General features: G+C 33.1%; 21 protein-coding genes. 16 read left to right on the plus strand and 5 right to left on the minus strand.

Translation table 11 applies throughout. From position 1 onward, the window contains the following. Positions 1–22 precede the first annotated feature (22 nt). Entirely contained in the window at positions 23–706 is a 684-nt protein-coding gene (locus P6733_RS08320) for a Crp/Fnr family transcriptional regulator (RefSeq protein ID WP_306352240.1), read from the minus strand. Between the two features lie 102 nt (positions 707–808). On the opposite strand from P6733_RS08320, the gene P6733_RS08325 reads away from it, so the two are divergent. The 8 genes from P6733_RS08325 to P6733_RS08360 all read left to right on the plus strand — a co-directional run bounded on the left by P6733_RS08325 (position 809) and on the right by P6733_RS08360 (position 9,453). Beyond that, complete coding sequence (locus tag P6733_RS08325) at positions 809–3,190, plus strand: heavy metal translocating P-type ATPase metal-binding domain-containing protein (RefSeq protein ID WP_306352242.1); 2,382 nt, start codon at positions 809–811, stop codon at positions 3,188–3,190. A 118-nt stretch (positions 3,191–3,308) separates the two neighbouring features. Continuing rightward, on the plus strand, positions 3,309–3,500 hold the full coding sequence (gene ccoS / locus P6733_RS08330; protein WP_306352244.1) for a cbb3-type cytochrome oxidase assembly protein CcoS: 192 nt from the start codon (positions 3,309–3,311) through the stop codon (positions 3,498–3,500). Positions 3,501–3,502: 2 nt separating this feature from the next. Beyond that, on the plus strand, positions 3,503–5,698 hold the full coding sequence (ccoN, locus tag P6733_RS08335) for a cytochrome-c oxidase, cbb3-type subunit I (protein WP_306352246.1): 2,196 nt from the start codon (positions 3,503–3,505) through the stop codon (positions 5,696–5,698). 3 nt (positions 5,699–5,701) lie between these two features. Continuing rightward, a complete protein-coding gene (locus tag P6733_RS08340; RefSeq protein WP_306352248.1) occupies positions 5,702–5,875 on the plus strand; it encodes a CcoQ/FixQ family Cbb3-type cytochrome c oxidase assembly chaperone in 174 nt (57 codons plus the stop codon). A 32-nt stretch (positions 5,876–5,907) separates the two neighbouring features. After that, positions 5,908–6,855 carry a cbb3-type cytochrome c oxidase N-terminal domain-containing protein gene (locus tag P6733_RS08345; protein WP_306352251.1) on the plus strand — a complete coding sequence of 316 codons (948 nt, stop codon included), beginning with the start codon at positions 5,908–5,910 and terminating at the stop codon, positions 6,853–6,855. Positions 6,856–6,859: 4 nt separating this feature from the next. Beyond that, positions 6,860–8,278, plus strand: a complete 1,419-nt coding sequence (gene ccoG / locus P6733_RS08350; protein ID WP_306352253.1) for a cytochrome c oxidase accessory protein CcoG — start codon at positions 6,860–6,862, stop codon at positions 8,276–8,278. Between the two features lie 11 nt (positions 8,279–8,289). Beyond that, positions 8,290–8,742 carry a FixH family protein gene (locus P6733_RS08355; RefSeq protein ID WP_306352254.1) on the plus strand — a complete coding sequence of 151 codons (453 nt, stop codon included), beginning with the start codon at positions 8,290–8,292 and terminating at the stop codon, positions 8,740–8,742. A gap of 3 nt (positions 8,743–8,745) precedes the next feature. Beyond that, on the plus strand, positions 8,746–9,453 hold the full coding sequence (locus P6733_RS08360; RefSeq protein WP_306352256.1) for a sulfite exporter TauE/SafE family protein: 708 nt from the start codon (positions 8,746–8,748) through the stop codon (positions 9,451–9,453). Positions 9,454–9,626: 173 nt separating this feature from the next. Here the strand turns inward: P6733_RS08360 and hemN are convergent, their stop codons facing one another. Further along, positions 9,627–10,991 (minus strand): oxygen-independent coproporphyrinogen III oxidase, encoded by a 1,365-nt coding sequence (gene hemN, locus P6733_RS08365; RefSeq protein ID WP_306352258.1) that lies wholly within the window; start codon positions 10,989–10,991, stop codon positions 9,627–9,629. A 243-nt stretch (positions 10,992–11,234) separates the two neighbouring features. On the opposite strand from hemN, the gene P6733_RS08370 reads away from it, so the two are divergent. Together P6733_RS08370 and P6733_RS08375 are read left to right on the plus strand one after the other, a co-directional pair. Continuing rightward, the gene (locus tag P6733_RS08370) at positions 11,235–13,007 is read left to right on the plus strand and encodes an SLC13 family permease (RefSeq protein ID WP_306352261.1); all 1,773 of its coding nucleotides are present in this window, start codon (positions 11,235–11,237) and stop codon (positions 13,005–13,007) included. 18 nt (positions 13,008–13,025) lie between these two features. Next, positions 13,026–13,382 carry a DUF202 domain-containing protein gene (locus P6733_RS08375; protein ID WP_306352263.1) on the plus strand — a complete coding sequence of 119 codons (357 nt, stop codon included), beginning with the start codon at positions 13,026–13,028 and terminating at the stop codon, positions 13,380–13,382. 32 nt (positions 13,383–13,414) lie between these two features. Here the strand turns inward: P6733_RS08375 and P6733_RS08380 are convergent, their stop codons facing one another. Next, positions 13,415–13,894, minus strand: coding sequence for a hypothetical protein (locus P6733_RS08380; protein WP_306352265.1), 480 nt, complete (start codon positions 13,892–13,894; stop codon positions 13,415–13,417). Positions 13,895–13,985: 91 nt separating this feature from the next. After that, complete coding sequence (locus tag P6733_RS08385) at positions 13,986–14,345, minus strand: hypothetical protein (protein ID WP_306352266.1); 360 nt, start codon at positions 14,343–14,345, stop codon at positions 13,986–13,988. 250 nt (positions 14,346–14,595) lie between these two features. Here P6733_RS08385 and P6733_RS08390 point away from each other — a divergent pair, with 250 nt between their 5' ends. The 6 genes from P6733_RS08390 to P6733_RS08415 all read left to right on the plus strand — a co-directional run bounded on the left by P6733_RS08390 (position 14,596) and on the right by P6733_RS08415 (position 18,994). Further along, entirely contained in the window at positions 14,596–14,970 is a 375-nt protein-coding gene (locus P6733_RS08390) for a hypothetical protein (RefSeq protein ID WP_306352268.1), read from the plus strand. A gap of 20 nt (positions 14,971–14,990) precedes the next feature. After that, positions 14,991–15,239, plus strand: coding sequence for a hypothetical protein (locus tag P6733_RS08395; RefSeq protein ID WP_306352271.1), 249 nt, complete (start codon positions 14,991–14,993; stop codon positions 15,237–15,239). 398 nt (positions 15,240–15,637) lie between these two features. After that, positions 15,638–15,769 (plus strand): hypothetical protein, encoded by a 132-nt coding sequence (locus P6733_RS08400; protein WP_306352273.1) that lies wholly within the window; start codon positions 15,638–15,640, stop codon positions 15,767–15,769. A gap of 158 nt (positions 15,770–15,927) precedes the next feature. Continuing rightward, positions 15,928–16,491, plus strand: a complete 564-nt coding sequence (locus P6733_RS08405; RefSeq protein ID WP_306352275.1) for a pseudouridine synthase — start codon at positions 15,928–15,930, stop codon at positions 16,489–16,491. A gap of 526 nt (positions 16,492–17,017) precedes the next feature. Further along, complete coding sequence (locus P6733_RS08410; RefSeq protein WP_306352277.1) at positions 17,018–17,998, plus strand: helix-turn-helix domain-containing protein; 981 nt, start codon at positions 17,018–17,020, stop codon at positions 17,996–17,998. A gap of 3 nt (positions 17,999–18,001) precedes the next feature. Then, positions 18,002–18,994 (plus strand): helix-turn-helix domain-containing protein, encoded by a 993-nt coding sequence (locus P6733_RS08415; RefSeq protein WP_306352279.1) that lies wholly within the window; start codon positions 18,002–18,004, stop codon positions 18,992–18,994. 221 nt (positions 18,995–19,215) lie between these two features. Here the strand turns inward: P6733_RS08415 and P6733_RS08420 are convergent, their stop codons facing one another. Further along, the gene (locus tag P6733_RS08420; RefSeq protein WP_306352281.1) at positions 19,216–19,452 is read right to left on the minus strand and encodes a hypothetical protein; all 237 of its coding nucleotides are present in this window, start codon (positions 19,450–19,452) and stop codon (positions 19,216–19,218) included. Positions 19,453–19,484: the final 32 nt, after the last annotated feature.

The raw sequence follows: 19,484 nt of genomic DNA on the forward strand, positions 1-19,484 counted from the left end.
TAACTATCGGGGCTTTTTTTATTTATTGTTCTGCAACTTTTTTAAGTTTAGGAATATCTTTTAATATTATTTTTTTTCCAATTAAAGCAATTAGCCCACCTTTATTAAATTCAGAAAGTAGTCGAATGCAAGATTCTGTAGCAGTTCCAATCATACTCGCCAATTCTTCTCGTGAAAGCTGAACCTTTAAAGTGAGATCGGGATTAACACCAAAATCAGTATGAAGATATAATAACGTCTGTGCTAAGCGGCTTTTTACATTTTTCTGAGCCATATTCACCATAATATCATCGGCTTCTTTCAAATCATGGCATACAGATTTCATAATGTTCATGGAAAATTGATTATTTTGATCAAAAAGCCCCATGACTTCCTGTTGTGGGATGAAACATACTTCCATATCTTCCAGTGCAACAGCACTCAAATTAACAGGTTCCTCACTAATCATAGCGCGTTGCCCTAATAATTCTCCCTTTGTAATCAGTTTTACAATCTGATCTTTTCCATTAGGACTCAATTTTGTAAGCTTACAAATTCCTTCCTTAATACAGTAAATTCCATTTACATTTTCACCTTCATCAAAAATTACCTCACCTTTTTTAACTAAATACGATGATTTACAATCAGAAAGGCTAATTAATTGCTCTTTAGATAAGGCTTTTAAAGCGCTGAATTCCCGGACTATACATTGATCACACTTACTCATAATAACTAGGCATTTAACTGGCAAAGATACGAAAAACATGATAATTATCATTCTTTTAACCTAAACAAAAGCCAAACTTTGCAGCAGGTAAATGAGTAAAGTATGGATCAGAAAATATGTTATCATTGTGGGAATACCACAGCGGAGACAGAGATTATTTTTGATGAAAAATCATTTTGTTGCAAAGGTTGTCAAACCGTATATGAGATTTTCAGTCTTAATGATATGTCGTCTTATTATGATTTCCAATCTTCACCGGGAGCAATTCCACAAGATATTCAGGGGAAATTTGATTTTTTAGATAATGAAAAGATAGTCGATAAGCTATTAGATTTCAAAGAAGAAGGTGTTGAGATTGTTACACTATATGTTCCCCATATACACTGTAGTTCCTGCATCTGGATTCTAGAGAATTTGAATAAATTAAAACCAGATATCCGCAGTTCACAAGTAAACTTTCCAGAGAAAACAGTACGAATTACATACAATTCCGAGACGATGACGTTGAAGGAATTAGTGATTTTGATGAGCTCCATAGGGTATGAGCCCTATATTAGTTTGGATAATTATGAATCAGGAACAAAAAACGTGGATCGAAGTTTATTGTATAAACTAGGAGTAGCCTTCTTCTCTTTTGGGAATGTGATGCTCCTGTCTTTTCCGGAATATTTTGAAGTAGAAGAATTTTGGCTAGATCAATATAAAGGATTCTTTCGATGGTTGATTTTTGCACTATCACTCCCTTCCTTATTATACGCAGCGAGTGGATATTTTATTTCAGCATATAAAAGCATTCGTTTTCGTCAATTCAATATCGATATACCAATTGCTCTAGGACTATTGGTGATGTTTTTGCGCAGTACAATAGATATTATAAATAATTGGGGACAAGGCTATTTTGATAGCCTTACGGGATTAGTTTTCTTCATGCTGTTAGGAAAGTATTTCCAACAACGTACCTATAGCTTTTTATCGTTTGAACGGGATTATAAATCCTATTTCCCAATTGCAATTACACGCATTAGTGCTCAAGGTAATGAAGAATCAGTACAAGTTTATGATGTTGTGGCTGGAGATCGATTATTAATCCGAAACCAAGAATTAATTCCTGTTGATGGAATCCTCATTAAAGGAGACGCGCAAATCGATTATAGTTTTGTAACAGGTGAATCTGTTCCAGTAGAAAAGAAATCAGGAGATACTATTTTCGCTGGCGGAAAGCAAATTTCAGGAGTTATCGAAATGGAAGTTTTACATTCTGTTTCCCAAAGCTATCTCACCCAATTGTGGAGTAATGCTGTATTCCAGAAAAAAACGGAGGAACATTATAAAACGATAACCGATACCATCAGTCATTATTTTACTCCAGCCTTATTAGCACTTGCTTTTCTAGCCTTGCTATATTGGTTATTCATTGATGTAGATAAAGCCTTTCAGGTGTTTACTGCTATTCTGATTGTGGCTTGTCCCTGTGCATTGGCATTAACAGCACCCTTTACTTTAGGGAATGTACTTCGTATTCTGGGAAATCAGAAAATGTACTTGAAAAGTGCCACTGTAATAGAACAAATGGCTAAAGTAGATACGTTGGTTTTTGATAAAACAGGAACGTTGACAACCAATAAAAAATCTAACATTCAATATGAAGGAGTTGCATTATCTGCTGAAGAACAAGCCATATTGAAAAATGCACTACGAGGCTCAAATCACCCTTTGAGCAGAATGTTATATGATTTTTTACCCATGAAAACCACCTATGCAAGTTCTGAATTTGATGAGATCATTGGAAAAGGAATTATAGCAAGGATAAATGGGCATACAATAAAAATTGGTTCCGCTGTTTTTGTGGGAGGTATAGCCTCAAAAAAAGAAAATCAAACCGAAGTACATATTAATATAAACAATGATTACAAAGGATATTACCTGTTTAAAAATCAATATAGAGCGGGATTAGTTCCTTTATTCAAAAAGCTCCATAAGAATTATCTACTCGTAGTATTATCAGGAGATAATGAAGGAGAGCGAGAAGCATTGGAAACTTTGTTGCCAGAAAATACCCAATTGATATTCAATCAAAAGCCCGATGAGAAATTACTTTTTATTGAAAAATTACAACAAGAAGGTAAAACGGTGATGATGGTAGGCGATGGATTAAATGATGCAGGAGCATTAGCCCAAAGTAATGTGGGAGTTGCCCTTTCGGAAAATGTAAATGTTTTCTCCCCAGCCTGTGATGCTATCCTGGATGCGAGTGTATTTGAAAAACTACAAGATTATCTAAGTCTAACCCAGAAAGCCATTCGTGTGATCAAGATGAGTTTTGGTATTTCATTAGCCTATAATGCTGTTGGTTTATCTTTTGCCATAACGGGGCATTTATCGCCGTTGGTTGCCGCTATAATAATGCCATTGAGTTCCATTTCGGTAGTCAGTTTTGTGACGCTGATGTCTAATTTCTATGCTCGAAAACTCAATAAAAAGTAAAACAATAAAGAAAGAAGTTAAAATAAAGGGAAAGGCTGTATTTATTGAGCATACATGATAAATATCATGTTTTATCTCTAGCCATCAGGGTACTTTTACTTCATAAAATCACTAAGGTATGAGTGTCATTTATTTATTAATATCAATCAGTATCGTGGTAGCAATAGCCTTCTTTTTTGCTTTTGTAAAAGCAGTGAAAAGTGGGCAATACGACGATTCCTATACACCTTCCGTCAGAATGTTATTTGACGATGAACTCAAAAAGGAAACACCAAAAACAAAACAGACAAAACAAGAAAAACAATTATGATTATGGAAATGCAACAATTTTATTACGATAACAAAATTGTAAAAAAATTCCTTTACGCTACCATCTTATGGGGAGTAGTAGGAATGGCAGTGGGTTTACTGCTCGCTGTAATGTTTATATTCCCCAATATTACCGATGGAATTTCGTGGCTTAGTTTTGGTCGTTTAAGACCTTTACATACGAATGCTGTAATATTTGCCTTTGTTGGAAATGCAATTTTTGCAGGAGTTTACTACTCATTACAACGTCTGTTAAAAGCAAGAATGTATTCGGACTTTCTAAGTAATTTGAACTTCTGGGCATGGCAACTAATTATTGTAGCCGCAGCTATTACACTTCCATTAGGATATACTTCTTCAAAAGAATATGCAGAGCTAGAATGGCCTATAGATATTGCTATTGCTATTGTTTGGGTTGCATTTGGTGTCAATATGATTGGAACTATTTTAAAACGTAGAGAACGACATCTATATGTTGCTATTTGGTTCTATTTAGCGACTTTCGTAACCGTTGCTGTACTTCACATTTTTAATAGTTTGGCACTACCAGTTTCAGCACTAAAAAGTTACTCCGTTTATGCAGGAGTTCAGGATGCTTTAGTACAATGGTGGTATGGACACAATGCCGTAGCATTCTTCTTGACAACACCTTTCTTAGGGTTAATGTATTACTATATTCCTAAGGCAGCAAATAGACCAGTGTATTCTTATCGATTATCAATTGTACACTTTTGGTCCTTAATTTTTATCTATATCTGGGCAGGACCACACCATTTATTATATTCAGCTTTACCAGATTGGGCTCAAAATTTAGGTGTAGCATTTTCTGTAATGTTAATTGCTCCATCATGGGGAGGTATGATCAATGGATTGTTAACCTTGAGAGGTGCTTGGGATAAAGTAAGAACAGAACCAGTACTGAAATTCTTCGTAGTTGCTATTACGGGATATGGTATGGCTACGTTTGAAGGGCCTATGTTATCTCTGAAAAATGTAAACGCAATTGGACACTTTACAGATTGGATTATTGCACACGTTCACGTAGGAGCATTAGCTTGGAACGGATTTTTCACTTTTGGATTGATTTATTGGTTAGTACCAAAATTAACGAAGTCAAAACTATACTCTTTATCATTGGCCAACTTCCATTTTTGGATTGGAACATTAGGGATTCTATTGTATACCGTTCCAATGTATGTTGCCGGATTTATGCAAGCGTCAATGTGGAAACAATTTAATCCAGACGGAACACTATTATATGGTAACTTTTTAGAAACCGTTACGCAGATTATCCCAATGTACTGGATGCGTGCCATTGGAGGGACATTATATATCATCGGAATGTTTGTATTGGTATTCAATATTATAAAAACAATCCAACACGGTAATGCGGTAACAGATGATTTAGCGGAAGCACCAGCCTTGACAAAAATCACAAAAGGACGTATTCGTGGAGAAGGTTTCCATACTTGGTTAGAACGTAGACCGATACAATTAACCATTTTAGCAACTGTTGCTATTCTAATTGGGGGAATTATTCAAATTGTTCCAACGCTAATTGTTAAATCGAATATACCAACAATTAGTAGTGTAAAACCCTATACACCTTTAGAATTAGAAGGTAGGGATTTATACATACGAGAAGGCTGTGTGTCTTGTCACTCTCAAATGATTCGACCATTCCGTTCTGAAGTAGAACGATATGGAGAATATTCAAAAGCAGGAGAATATGTATACGATCATCCATTCCTATGGGGATCAAAACGTACAGGTCCAGATTTATTCAGAGTAGGAGGAAAATATTCTGATAACTGGCACTTTAATCACATGTGGGATCCACAAAGTACCTCTTCAGGTTCGATTATGCCAAGTTATAAATGGTTGACTAAAAACCAATTGGATGCATCCAATATTCAGACTAAAATGAAAACGATGGTGAAACTGGGAGTTCCCTATACTGATGAAGATATTGCAAATGCCAATGAAAGTATTAAAAAACAAGGAAAGAAAATTGAAGATAACCTATATGCCGATCCTGATTTTGTGAAAAGTTATGAAGAAAGTAAAAAAGCTGCGGTAGCCAAAGGGGAGACTTTTGTTCCAATGGCAGAACGAGAAATTGTTGCGCTGATTGCTTACTTACAACGATTGGGAACAGATATAAAAATTAAAGATATAGATAACTTACAAAAACAATAAGCCATGCTAAAATTTGTCAAACACCATATGGATTCTATAGCCGGTATTGAAATTTATCCGATTATATCCATGCTGATTTACATTAGTTTTTTTGCAGGACTGTATTTATGGGTCTTTACGTATAAAAAAGAACGTATTAAAGAACTAAGTGAAATGCCATTAAAAGATGAACAATAACCGTTCGTATTCCAATATTAAATTAGTATAAAATGAAGAATGTAATTCCATCATACGTTAGAGTTCCTGTGATATTTGCGTTAGTTTTTGCAGGTATGGAATATTTTATAGACTCTGGAGATAAGCCTGCTTTTATCGAATACCCTATGGTATCGCTTTTTTTAGCCTTAGTACTATTTGTTCTTATTGCTATCGAAATCATGCTGAGTGCAGTCGATAATGTGATGTTTCACCTATTAAGTGAAGAAGAAAAGAAAGCAAGGAGAGAATATGTTCCAGTAGCCTTTAACGAAACTAAATTCTATAAAAACTTGATGAAACGTTTAACGAAATCAAGATCCATAGAAGAAGAAGGAGAATTGTTATTAGAACATGATTACGACGGTATCAAAGAGTTGGATAATTCACTACCGCCATGGTGGTTGTATGGATTCTATATTTCGATTGCCTTTGCTGCAATTTATTTAATCCGATTTGAAATCCTAGATGGGGATAATCAAACAGTAGAATATGAAAAAGAAGTGGCAATGGCCAAAGTCGCAATTGAAGAATACAAAAAAACAGCCAAAGATTTAATCGATGTAAACTCTGTTACGTTGCTAACCGAAAGTGGAGATTTAGAAAAAGGAAAAGAAGTTTTCAATACCAATTGTGTGGCTTGTCACCGTAATGATGGAGGAGGAGGTATCGGACCCAATTTAACTGATGCCCATTGGATTCTAGGTGGTGGAATAAAAAATGTTTTCCATACCATTATGGAAGGAGGACGAGATGGAAAAGGAATGGTATCCTGGAAAGGAATCCTAAAACCATCCGAAATACAACAAGTTGCCAGCTACATCTTGTCTTTACAAGGGACTAATCCACCTGATGCAAAAGAAGCACAAGGAGATGTTTGGGTAGATGAAGCAGCAAACACAGATAAAAAAGAAGAAAATGCAGTAGTACAAAAAGATAGTACAGCTGTAACTTCAAACTAATACTATGACACAATCATCAGATGAATCCTTTAGAGATGGTCTGGGAACCATTAATCAGGAAGGAAAAAGAGCCTGGGTATATCCTAAAAAAGTAAAAGGGAAATTCTATCGTTATCGTACCTATGTAAGTTATGTACTATTAGCCTTTTTACTTTCGGCACCCTTTATTAAAGTACAGGGAAAACAGTTTTTAATGTTTAATGTTTTAGAAAGACGTTTTATCATTTTTGGATTTCCATTTTGGCCACAAGATTTTTATCTTTTTGTGATTTCGATGTTGATTGGAATTGTTTTCGTAACCCTGTTTACGGTGGCTTTTGGACGTATTTTTTGTGGATGGATTTGTCCACAAACGGTATTTCTAGAAATGGTTTTTAGAAGAATAGAATTTTGGATTGAAGGCGATAGAGGTTCACAAATCCGATTGGATAAACAAGAGTGGAATGCCGAAAAAATCAGAAAGAAAGGACTCAAGTGGTTTGTGTTTTTTATAGTATCCTTTCTAATTGCAAATGTATTTTTAGCCTATTTAATAGGAAGTGATGAGGTTTTTAATCTGGTTAAAGAGGGACCTACTAATAATGGAAGTACGCTGATTGCCTTATTAATTTTTACAGCAGTATTCTATTTTATATTCGCTTGGTTTAGAGAACAAGTATGTGTAATTGCTTGTCCATATGGACGATTACAAGGTGTATTACTCGACACGAAATCTATTGTAGTGGCCTATGATTATAAGCGAGGTGAAAAAGAACTCGGAAGAGCAAAATTCAATAAAAAAGAAGACCGAGCACTTACTGGAAAAGGAGATTGTATCGATTGTATGCAGTGTGTACACGTTTGTCCTACAGGGATAGATATTCGAAACGGAACACAATTAGACTGTGTAAATTGTACGGCTTGTATCGATGAATGCGATGAGATTATGGAAAAAGTAGGATTACCTACAGGTTTAATCCGCTACGCATCAGAAGATAATATTACCAAAAATGAACCTTTCAAGTTTACACCAAGATTAAAAGGATATGTGGCTGTACTAACAATCCTAATCGGGATATTGATTGGGATGCTATTTCTAAGAAACGATGTCGAAACTACCGTATTGAGATTACCAGGTCAGTTGTATGAACACAAAGGAGAGAATATCAGTAATGTATTCACCTATAAAATGATCAATAAAACGACACATGATTTCGAAGACATACACCTGGAGTTATTGTCACATAAAGGAACTATAAAAATGGTTCGGGAACAGCATTTTAAAGTGCCAAGTCAAGGATTAGCACAAGGGACATTCTTTATTGAAATCAATAGTGCCCTGTTAGAAGGCGATAAGAATAAGTTGAAGATAGGCGTATACAATGGCAATAAACTGATTGAGACGACAACAACTAATTTCTTAGGACCAAGAAGTTTTAATTAAAAAATAAAAATATGAAAATCAATTGGGGAGTAGGCGTAATTATAGCATTTCTATTATTCATGAGCTTCATCTTATACTTTGTGATTAAGGTACAAACCGATACTAAGTATGATAATGATTTGGTAGTAGAAGAATATTATAAACAAGAATTGCATTTTCAAGATCAATTGAATCGGGAACAAAATGCAAAGAATTTAAAGAATGATATTCAGATTGAAACAAAGGCTACTGGAATAGAAATTGTTTTTCCAGCAGAATTCAATCCGAAAGATATTTCAGGAACAGTGTCCCTCTATAGACCATCTGATAAGAAATTAGATTTTGAAGCCCCGATTTCATTATCCGATTCGCACTTACTCATACCTAACAGAAGTCTGTTGGATGGTCGTTGGGACATTATTATCAATTGGAAAGTAAAAGACCAGTCCTTTTATTCCAAAAAAGTTTTAAACCATAAATTATAGAAGATGCTTTGGTCTGCCATTCTACTCGGTTTTTTCAGTAGCTTTCATTGTGTTGGGATGTGTGGTCCTATCGCGGTGATGCTACCTGTAGATCATGGCAAACCTGTAAAGAAGTTTTTTCAGATTCTCTTTTATCATACGGGGCGATTTGTAGCCTATGGAAGCATTGGACTTCTTTTTGGAAGTATTGGAAAAGGATTATATGTAGCCGGAATTCAACAAAAAATATCCATTATTATTGGAATCTTAATGATAATGGTAGTATGGATACCAGAGCGAACCTTTCAACAGTATAATTTTTCAAGACCCATTTACCGTGTGATTTCAAAAGTAAAGTCGGCCTTAGGGAAACAATTCAAAAAAAGAACATTTAAATCCCTGTTTACAATAGGATTACTCAATGGGTTTTTACCTTGTGGAATGATATACATGGCCTTGTTTGGCGCTATTGCAATGGGAAATCCATTTACAGGATCACTCTATATGATACTGTTTGGATTGGGAACACTCCCCTTATTAACGAGCGTTATTTATATCGGTAATTTTTTAGCATTACCTGTTCGAAATAAAATACAAAGAGCAATTCCGTATATCACTGTTTTGATCGGAATGCTATTTATAATACGAGGGTTGGGACTGGGTATCCCATACGTTTCACCTTCCAACATGAATTTGATAGTGAAACAAAACCCTACGTGTATCGTGCCGTAATGTAATTAGTGGTGTTTTATTGCGGATAAAACGAGAGTTTTTTTGTGAAGCAGCAACAATCCCTTTGAATAAAAGGAAATTGTTGCTGCTTTTTTTAGATGAATAGAAAGGTAGTATGTAATTAATAAAAAAGCGGTAACAATTATTGTTACCGCTTTTTTTATGGAAATAAATTAAATGGTCATGGAGAAAAGCTGTGTTTCTGGAGCTTTGCGCTTTAAACGAAGATCAAAAGCCATACAGATATTACGAACAAATGGCTTTCCTTTTTCTGTGACTTCAATACTGTTTGGGTGGATACACAATAAACCATCCTTTTCCATTTCCTGTAATTGAAGCAATACTTCAGAAAGTTCAGGGAAATACTCCATATCATTCGACCAAGAAGTATGAAATTGACACATTAAATTCAATATGTGTTTGCGGATAATAAGATCCTCATCCGTTAGAATATGTCCGCGATACACTGGTAATTTTTCACTTTCAAGCACTTTATAATAAGTATCTAAATCCTTTTCATTTTGGGCAAATCCATACCAACTGTCTCCAATTGAGGAAATGCCTAATCCAATCATCAATTGAGTTTTAGAAGCACTATATCCCATGAAATTACGATGTAAATTCCCATTTTGAGCCGCCTGAAATAATTTATCTTTTTCAAAAGCAAAATGATCCATTCCGATTTCATGGTACCCTATCTGACGCAATTTTTGTTTACCAATTTCATATAATTGACGTTTTTGATCATCTTTCGGAACATCTTCTTCCTTAAAACCACGCTGTCCAGTGCCTTTAACCCAAGGCACATGAGCATAACTATAAAAAGCCAAACGCTCTGGGAATAGGGATTGTGTTTTTTCAATGGTATCAATTACATCTTCTGTTTCCTGAAAAGGTAAACCAAAGATTAAATCGTGGCTGATGGAAGTATATCCAATTTCTCGTGCCCAAAGAGTCACTTTTGCCACATTTGCAAACGGTTGAATGCGATGTATAGCTTTTTGTACTCTTTCACTATAATCCTGTACTCCGAAGCTCACCCTCCTAAAACCAAGATTATATAATCTTTTCAGATGCTCATAAGTCGTATTATTCGGATGTCCTTCAAAGCTATAATCATGACTGCAAGGTTTTTCGGCCCTTTTAAAAATACCATACAATAAATCCTCCAGTTGTTCTGGGGAAAAGAAAGTAGGCGTTCCACCACCCAAATGAATTTCTTTGATAATAGGACGTTGATCGAATAAATCACAATACAAATTCCATTCTTTAAGTAATGCCTCAATATAAGGATGAGCGACTTCATGCCGCTTGGTAATTCGTTTATGACAACCGCAAAAGGTACAAAGACTCTCGCAAAAAGGTAAATGGATATACAAACTGATTCCTTCAGATCCATTACTCTCAATAAAAGAACGTTTTAAATGATGTACATAATCATCGTAATGAAATGCAGTTTCATTCCAATACGGAACCGTAGGATAGCTTGTATATCGTGGTCCGGGAACATTATATTTTTGAATTAAAGTAGTTTTCATAATCTATGAATTGATACGCCAAAAGTACTGTGACCGTTATAGAGAAAAAATGATAATTATCATAAGACATTGATTTTATGTACTAAAATCAGATAAAATAGTGTTTAAATACAAATAGAATAGACAGCTTGAATTTTAAAAATCACAAAAAAACAGTATCTTTAAAAATAGTATCTTTTTATATCACCCAGTTATATGAAAAATAATAAGCTTGCTTTTTGCCCTAAAACCTAAACAATATAGATGGATATAAACTTAATTATTACCCTGTGCATTATAGCGGTTGGGATTGTACTTTTTGTAAAAGATTATTTCACGATTGATACTACTTCAATATTGATTATGGCTTTGTTCATTGTTTCGAATGTATTAACTCCCGAAGAAGGATTTTCTGGTTTTAATCATCCTGCAACCATTACATTAGGCTGTATGTTTGTTGTTAGCGCAGCTGTTTTCAAGTCAGGATTACTTGACGGAGTAGGAAGCCTGATTATCCGACTTAGTAAAATACATTTTTCAGTAGCTTTAATCTCTATTTGTTGTATTGCGGCAATTTTTTCAGCATTCATTAACGATGCAGCGGTAGTAGCATTATTCCTACCTGTGGCGTTACAAGTTTCAAGAGAAACGAACATAAGCCCGAGTAAATTATTAATTCCGATCTCCTTTTCAGCACTATTTGGAGGAACCTGTACCCTAATTGGAACATCAACAAATATCCTAGTGAGTAGCTATGCTGAAAAATATGGATTCGAGCCCTTTGGAATGTTTGAGTTCACATTACCAGCTGTATGTATTGCGGTGATTGGATTGATTTATATCCTAACGATAGGACAGCTATTATTACCCAATAGGAAGGGCAATAAAGACGAATTAGTGCTCAAGGCAGAAGAATATACCTGTGAAGTTATTATCGAAGCAGAAAGCCCTGATTTGGGCAAAAAAATAGAAACATCTGCCTTGACACAAGAATTAAAAGGAAATATAATTGCAGTGAACAGAGAAGGCATTATTTATAACAATAATGATGGTAAGTTAGAATTACGGGAAGGAGATATTCTAAAGATGATAATGTTACCCTCACAATTAAGTGAACTTAGAAATCGAAAAGGATACAGCATACAGGGCGATAATAAAGACGATTTTGCAGCAATAGATTCAAAACGATCACTCTATGAAGTAATGGTTCCTTATAGTTCTCCTTTAGCAGGAAAAACATTAAATGACTTGAATTTTAGAAACAATTTCAATGTATTAGCCCTTCGGCAACGAGAAGATATTAAGATGGGAGCACTCTCCAATGTAGTACTCAGAGAGGGAAACCTGATGTTAATTTCGGCAACAAAAGAAGAACTGTCCAGAATTACTGAAAAACGAATTGTAATCACAATTTCAGAATATAAAAGTAAAAGGATAAATTATAAAAAAGCAATTCCAACCTTGATTGTTGCTTTGGGAGTAATCCTTGTTGCAGCATTCAATATTACTTCGATACTCATTAGTGCAATGGTAGGAAGTCTAGTATTAGTAGCTTCTTCAATGATTAAACCGAAAGAAGCCTATGAAGCTATAGAATGGAAAGTATTGTTTATGATGGCCGGTGTATTATCGATGGGAACGGCATTGGAAAAAACAGGAGGAGCAAAAATTGCAGCCGAATTTATACAGCAAACCTTAGGACAATATGATCCACGTATTACGCTCAGTATTCTATTTCTGATTGCTTTTTTATCCACAAATATTCTATCCAGTAAAGCAACAGCAGCCATTTTATGCCCTATTGTAATTAGCCTATCGAATGTAATGAATATTAGCGAAAGACCTTTTCTAATCGCTATAATGTTTGCCTGCTCACTAACCTTTATGACACCGATGAGTTATCCAACCAATACAATGGTATATGCGCCAGGAAATTATAAATTCAATGATTATTTAAAAGTAGGAACACCCTTAAATATTATAGTATGGATTGTAGCGAGTTTCTTAATACCGCTATTTTTCCCATTTACAAAATGAAATTAAAAGTCCGTAATTATGAAAATTAAAAAAATCAGCATTAGCAAAGCTTTTAAAATCAACCAAGAATTCATCAATAGAGAAGAAATTATATTGCGTGATTTTTTAGCACTAGAACGAACCCGATTAGCAAACGAACGAACCTTAATGTCCTACCTTCGGACCTCCTTGTACTTGTTATTAGGAGGCATCGGACTATTGCAATTAAGCGGATTTGAAAAAATACAATGGCTAGGACATGTCTGTCTAGTTTTATGCATTATATCCATAATTGTTGGGATTTACCGATTCATAAAATTGAACAATCAATTGTATGAGTTTTATCAAAAAAATCAAATTCACAATGAAAATGAAACAAGAAAAGAGATGCGTTAACATCTCTTTTCTTTTGGGGGTAAAAAGGGTGATTACAGCGAATCGTTTATAATGGCTAACCATTTTTTAGCCATTGTATGATCATTTTCTAATAAAACCTGCATTGAATTATCGTGTTCAAAATCATAAAAAAGTAATGAAGTTTCACGAAGTTGACGATCCTTATTTTCAAATAATAATTCAATCCTTATAATAATCTCATCATTGTACTGATCAAATTGAGTAGTCTTACTCAATTTACATTTCGCTATTTGTTTAAGATCAATGAAAGTTGCTTCATTATTGTTTTTCAAATCAACAAACAAGATTGCTTTTTGATTTGAGTCTATTGCCATAACCTTATGATTTACAGTTTCTAGTTGGCCAAGGCTTACCTTCTTTTCCTGATTAAATTGGTTGATGACTTTATTGATAGCCGCTTTCTTTGAATAATTTTTTTTGATTGCAAAAAATAAAGGAATAGCAAATAAGACAAGAATTACTAAACCTATAATTGTAACAGAATGATCCATTAAGTATGTTTTTATTTTTTAATAAATAGAATGATAGCTGGCCTAATGAAATACTAGGCAGCAATTTTAAAATACGATAAACAAAAAAGAATCACCAGAAAAAATGGAAAGGGAATAACAATAATGCAATCTTTTGAATATGAAATTCAGGATTTACACAATAATTTGTAATAATTGACGTAAAAGAATCTATTGACTGTATTTGAAAACAATCAAACCATTTTAAGCCATAATTTTTTAAGAAATGATGCCCATTAAAAAGATTGTATTCAATCTGGGGCTGTAAGATGGCATCATACTGAAATAAAATAAAATTCTGATAGGTAGGAACCTCAGAAGGAATACTATTTTCAAAAGAAAATTCAGAAACAGGCGAAGTCGTCTTTCCTAAGCCCAAGTAAGCAAAGAAAGAGAAAACTAATAAACAAAATATGTTCTTAATCCATTTCATAATCTACAAAGATATTATTCTTTGATAAACATCAAAATGATTCAGAAGAGATTCAATGAAAAAGCTTTAAAAATGATTTCTAAAATCCAGCTTATGGCGCCATTTTTGCTATGGAGAGGAGAGTTGTTAAATAAAACCAAAAAATGTTAAAATTTATTTTAACAAATATGATGAAAGTCCCAAAAAGCACTTTACATTTGTATGTGTTTTTTGCATAAATAATAAAAAGAAAAACAAGATAATTAAGAAAATGCTAAAGAGGTTTATACTCTTATTGATGATGGTTCTTCTGTTTTCATGCAGTAAAAATGAATCAGAGACGATACACCCGCAAATTGAATTTTTTGCGGACGGCTTTTCTTTGCTTAATAATGATGATTTTGATTATTATAATGTAAGTATTATTATTGATGGAAAACATTTTGCATATTGCAATTATCTTTCTTCTGGGATGAGAAAAGGATTTGCGTACTTTGAACTAGATAGTGTCGCAAGTTATGAGCGATTGAAAAATGCACATTATAATATTTCATTACAGGATTTTGAAAAAAATGAATTGCGATATACGAATGAAGTAGATCAGGAAATAGCCAACAATAAAATTATCCGACGTAAAGAAGAATAGAATCTTAAAAAGAACCGATAATGAGTAAAGCAACTAAAAAACAAATTGATAAATTAACAGAATTGTATCAATCGTTAATCAACAAGGATAGTAATGAACCTTTCAAAAATGGTTTATTGACCTATTGCTCTCAGATTTTATTTGATATTGATCCTAATAGCCAATTCTATATTGATTTAAGATACCGATATAATGCAAAGAATTATCCTTCGTCTTTAGCAATCGTACATAATGCAATTGCCTATTATACAGAATTTTCTGAAAAATAACATAAATTTTAAGTGTTGAAATTGTAAAATTAAATTTTAATGATAGATTTTTTTACAAAACAAAAACCAATATTTTTCAATTAAAATAAGAGTATATTCAGATTTTTAAAATGAATATACAGCTTGTAAATACTGATAACTTTAAAAATGATGCACTAAAAGTGTATTATTTCACATCACTATATTTGGTTAGAGTGTGTTTCTAACTAGATTTAATGATTTTTTATTTTGGGGATAAAGTTTATACTAATTTTATTACAAAATGGCTAATTATTTTTTAAATTAGTACACCCCAAACTAAGAATGCCATGTGTAAGTATTACATTAAAACTCAGCCACTTGAGAACGGTGATTATGAAATTCACCGCGAGGATTGTTTATTTATTCCACTTTTTTTTATGAGAAAAGAAGTAGGAGATTATTCAAATCCAAAAGAAGCTTTAGAAAAAGCTCAAGAAATGTATAAAAAAGTAAATGGATGCCAGTTCTGTACCTGCGACATTTATCATGAGAAATTGATATATCCATAAGATAATCAGTACTTAAAGTATATAGATTTGTAATGAGTGAAGCAATTGATCTCATTACAAATTTTTTGTTTTTGTATTTCATGACTATAGAGAATCAGTTTCAAGAAAAGAAACTGTAAATTTGCCTTTAATTGATTACTACACGCATTATAAATTCTATGGCAAATCACCAGCATTTTATTATTCACAAGCCACATGGTTACATCTGTCAATTTGTACACCCAGTAAAGAAGAAAAAATTACTAGGAGAATTATATGACTTTCCAGAAGGAACAATGGCTATAGGACGGTTAGATGAAGATTCTGAAGGGTTACTTTTATTAACTACTGACGGAATGATGAGTGAGATTGTACGCAGTAAAAAAGTTTCAAAGGAATATTATGCCCAAGTAGATGGTATGATTACTCCAGAAGCAATAGAACAATTAAAGTCAGGTGTAGAAATAGGCTTTAAAGGAATTCGATACCAAACGCTACCCTGTGAGGCATCGATATTAGTAACACCTCCTGATTTTCCAGCCCGAACTAAAAAAATACGAGATGACCGACATGGACCCACCAGTTGGATTTCATTAACCCTCAACGAAGGTAAATTTAGGCAAGTACGTAAAATGACAGCTGCAGTAGGCTTTCCTACATTACGTTTGATTAGAGTACGCGTAGGAACGGTATATTTAAACGATCTCCAATCTGGAGAAGTAGTAGAAGTGACCTCATTTTAATCCCACCAAATCCCTTCTGGGAGTGTTATACCTAACGATAGTAAGACATTTATGGGAGTATAAATGTATGTACAATAAAAAGGAACTAGTTTTTATTAAATTATCTTAAAACAGTATGAAAATTGTCTTATTCTGTAATTTTTAAAACTTTTACAGCCAGTAAAAAGAATATAATTGAATCAAATTTGCGAAGACAATAAAATCATTAGAGTTGATAATAAAAATAAAAAGTAAAATATGATAAAATAATTACTCAAGAAGGATTGATTTTTTTAGGGTATATCCATCAATTTAATAAGAATCCAATATTTTTAGTTTAATGTGCTAGAAGGGGTTGAAATACTGTGTGGAATTAGTAAAAATAAAATAGGCAATGGGATGCTACTAAATGATTTAATAGTCATTCAATAGAAGTTTATTTAACAAATACTGTGAATTGATTTTGAAATTTGTTATTTATCTTTAGTATCCCAAAACTACATATCTTGACTATATTTAAAACAGTATTATCCAAAACCCTTTGTTTATGAAAACTATAACGCACCACTATGGCGTTGAGTTGGATTGGGTTGAAACATTAGCAGAACAATTAGAAGGTAAAGTAGAAGGCAACTTTATAATTGTACCTGATCATATACATACAGGAATTCGTTATTTTTTAAATTGCGGATTAGGAATCTCTGTATTATATCTAGATGTATTATATCATTCAGAAATTCGCCTTAGACAAGAAAATAAAACCAACGATTTTATTGGAATATATTATAATCTTACAGAAGGAGATGCTACGCTATTATCAGGATATGCTTCCAATTCTATAGGACGATGGAGTTATAATTTAGCGATAATAGATAGTTCCTTAAAGACTGATTATATTGTTAAGCCTGGAAGTACAACTTTTGCACTCTGTATTTTTATAAAAAAAGAAGTAATTAGAGATTACATTAGAATGAATCCCTCATTGCGCGAACATACAGATAAGTTGTTTGATTCAAGAGCAAATACGATTGTGAAGTTTACAAGGATGAGCAATGAAAGTTACCACTTGATGAATAATTTACGTGCGCAAACAGTAGGAGGGTCCATATTTGATCTCTACTTGAAAGGGACGGTACAAAGCTTACTAGCGAATTATATCGAACATTTAAAGTATGAAGATATGGTGATTGATACCGTAAATGAACAAGATTTAACTGCGATAATAAGCTCTCAGGCCTATTTGATTGAAAATGTAACTGAAATTTTTCCAAGCATTGTTTTTTTGTCACAACAGGTAAACATGTCTGAATCCAAATATAAAAGCTTGTTTAAAAAAATTACAGGAATGACACCTCATGTTTTTTTTCGAAGCAATAAATTATTAAAAGCCCGCGAACTTTTGCAAGGGCGACAATTGAGTGTTACTGAGGTTTCCGATGCTTTGAATTTCACGAATAATGCCTACTTCGCTAATCAATTTAAAGAATATTTTGGAATGTCACCAAAAACATTTTTAAAACATTTATAAAGAATGCTTGAAATTAATCATACATATTCTTTGACGCCAGAATGGCAAAAACCACTAGTGGAGCAATTGGGAGCTGAACTAGTTGACAATAAATTGATTATTCTTCCTAAAGAAATAGCCGATGGACAAACATTTTTTACCGAAGTAATACCGGGATTATCAGTTGTTATATTGGACATGGTGATGAAGAAGCCAGTTCGGGTAAAAAGATGTAGGTCAAATCATAGTTTGTATATTATTCATTATGATTTTAGCGATGAAATGAACTTGATTGAAGTACAGAATGAAAAACATAAAATTGGTTATAAAGCAAATTTAGGCTTAGGTGTGATTGATAATAATATTGATAATGTTTTTTATCCAGCAGTAGGAGAGCGAATTTTTGCTATGCGATTGCTGGTGTCAAAAGAGTTATTAGGCTCGGCAATTAGTGCAATAAATTCAGCGAATTCCAATAAACGTAAGATACAAAGCGATAAAAATACCTTGTTTTTTTATGACCATATCGATAGTAAAAGCAAGATCATTTTACATGAAATAAAGAATAAATCTTTTTTGGATCCGGCGTTCGACTTCTATACCAAAGGAGTAGCATTGAAATTGTTGGCTAAATTTCTAGATCGATATTCCAATTTGATGCCTATGATGCACCATATATCAGAAAAAGAAATCGATGCATTGAAAATAACAAAAGAATATTTACTAGATAATTTATTTAGTGAATTTCCTGGTGTTCAATTTTTAGCGGATAAAGCAGGAATGTCTGTTACGAAATATAAAACTTTGTTTAAAAAAATGTATATTGACCCACCAAATATATTTTTTACTAGAGAAAAGATTATTTTAGCACATGAATTACTTAAAAGTGGTAAATTTAACACGTTAACAGATATAGTATACGAATTAGGGTATACTGGCTTAAATTATTTCTCTTTGAAGTATTTTGATCATTATGGAAAGAAACCATTAGACGATTTTATAAAAGTCAAGATGTAGTTTTATTGCTGTTAAAATTGATACATAAAAATGTTTGGGGAATCATTAATTCAATTTTAATAAGCTTCCAGGGATTAAAATCGTACAGCTTTATGGAGATATAATAGAAAACCCCTTATTTATAAGGGGTTTTTAATTTTAATTAAGCTTTAAAAGATACTTTTTTGAGTATTTTTTTAGGATATAATATTCTTTATAGGAATAGATTTAGAGAGTGATTTTTAATCACAAGCCTTTGCTAATTTATCATACCGTTGTTGATTGATTATAGCTTCTTGCATCGAGTTTTCTCCACCAGCGCGAATCCATAAAATATGTGCATCGTATTCTCTGTTTATTTTTGCTTTTTTTGCTTCACAAGTTAAAGCAGGACTATCATCAGTAGAGCAGGAAAAGAGTAATGCTAGTGTAAATAGGCATAGTGATTTACTTAAAAAAGATGATTTAAATTGAATCATTGTGTGGGATTTAAAATTATAAATTGGATCTG

Origin of the sequence: Flavobacterium aerium (genome assembly GCF_030766725.1) — a bacterium.
Taxonomy (GTDB): domain Bacteria; phylum Bacteroidota; class Bacteroidia; order Flavobacteriales; family Flavobacteriaceae; genus Flavobacterium; species Flavobacterium aerium.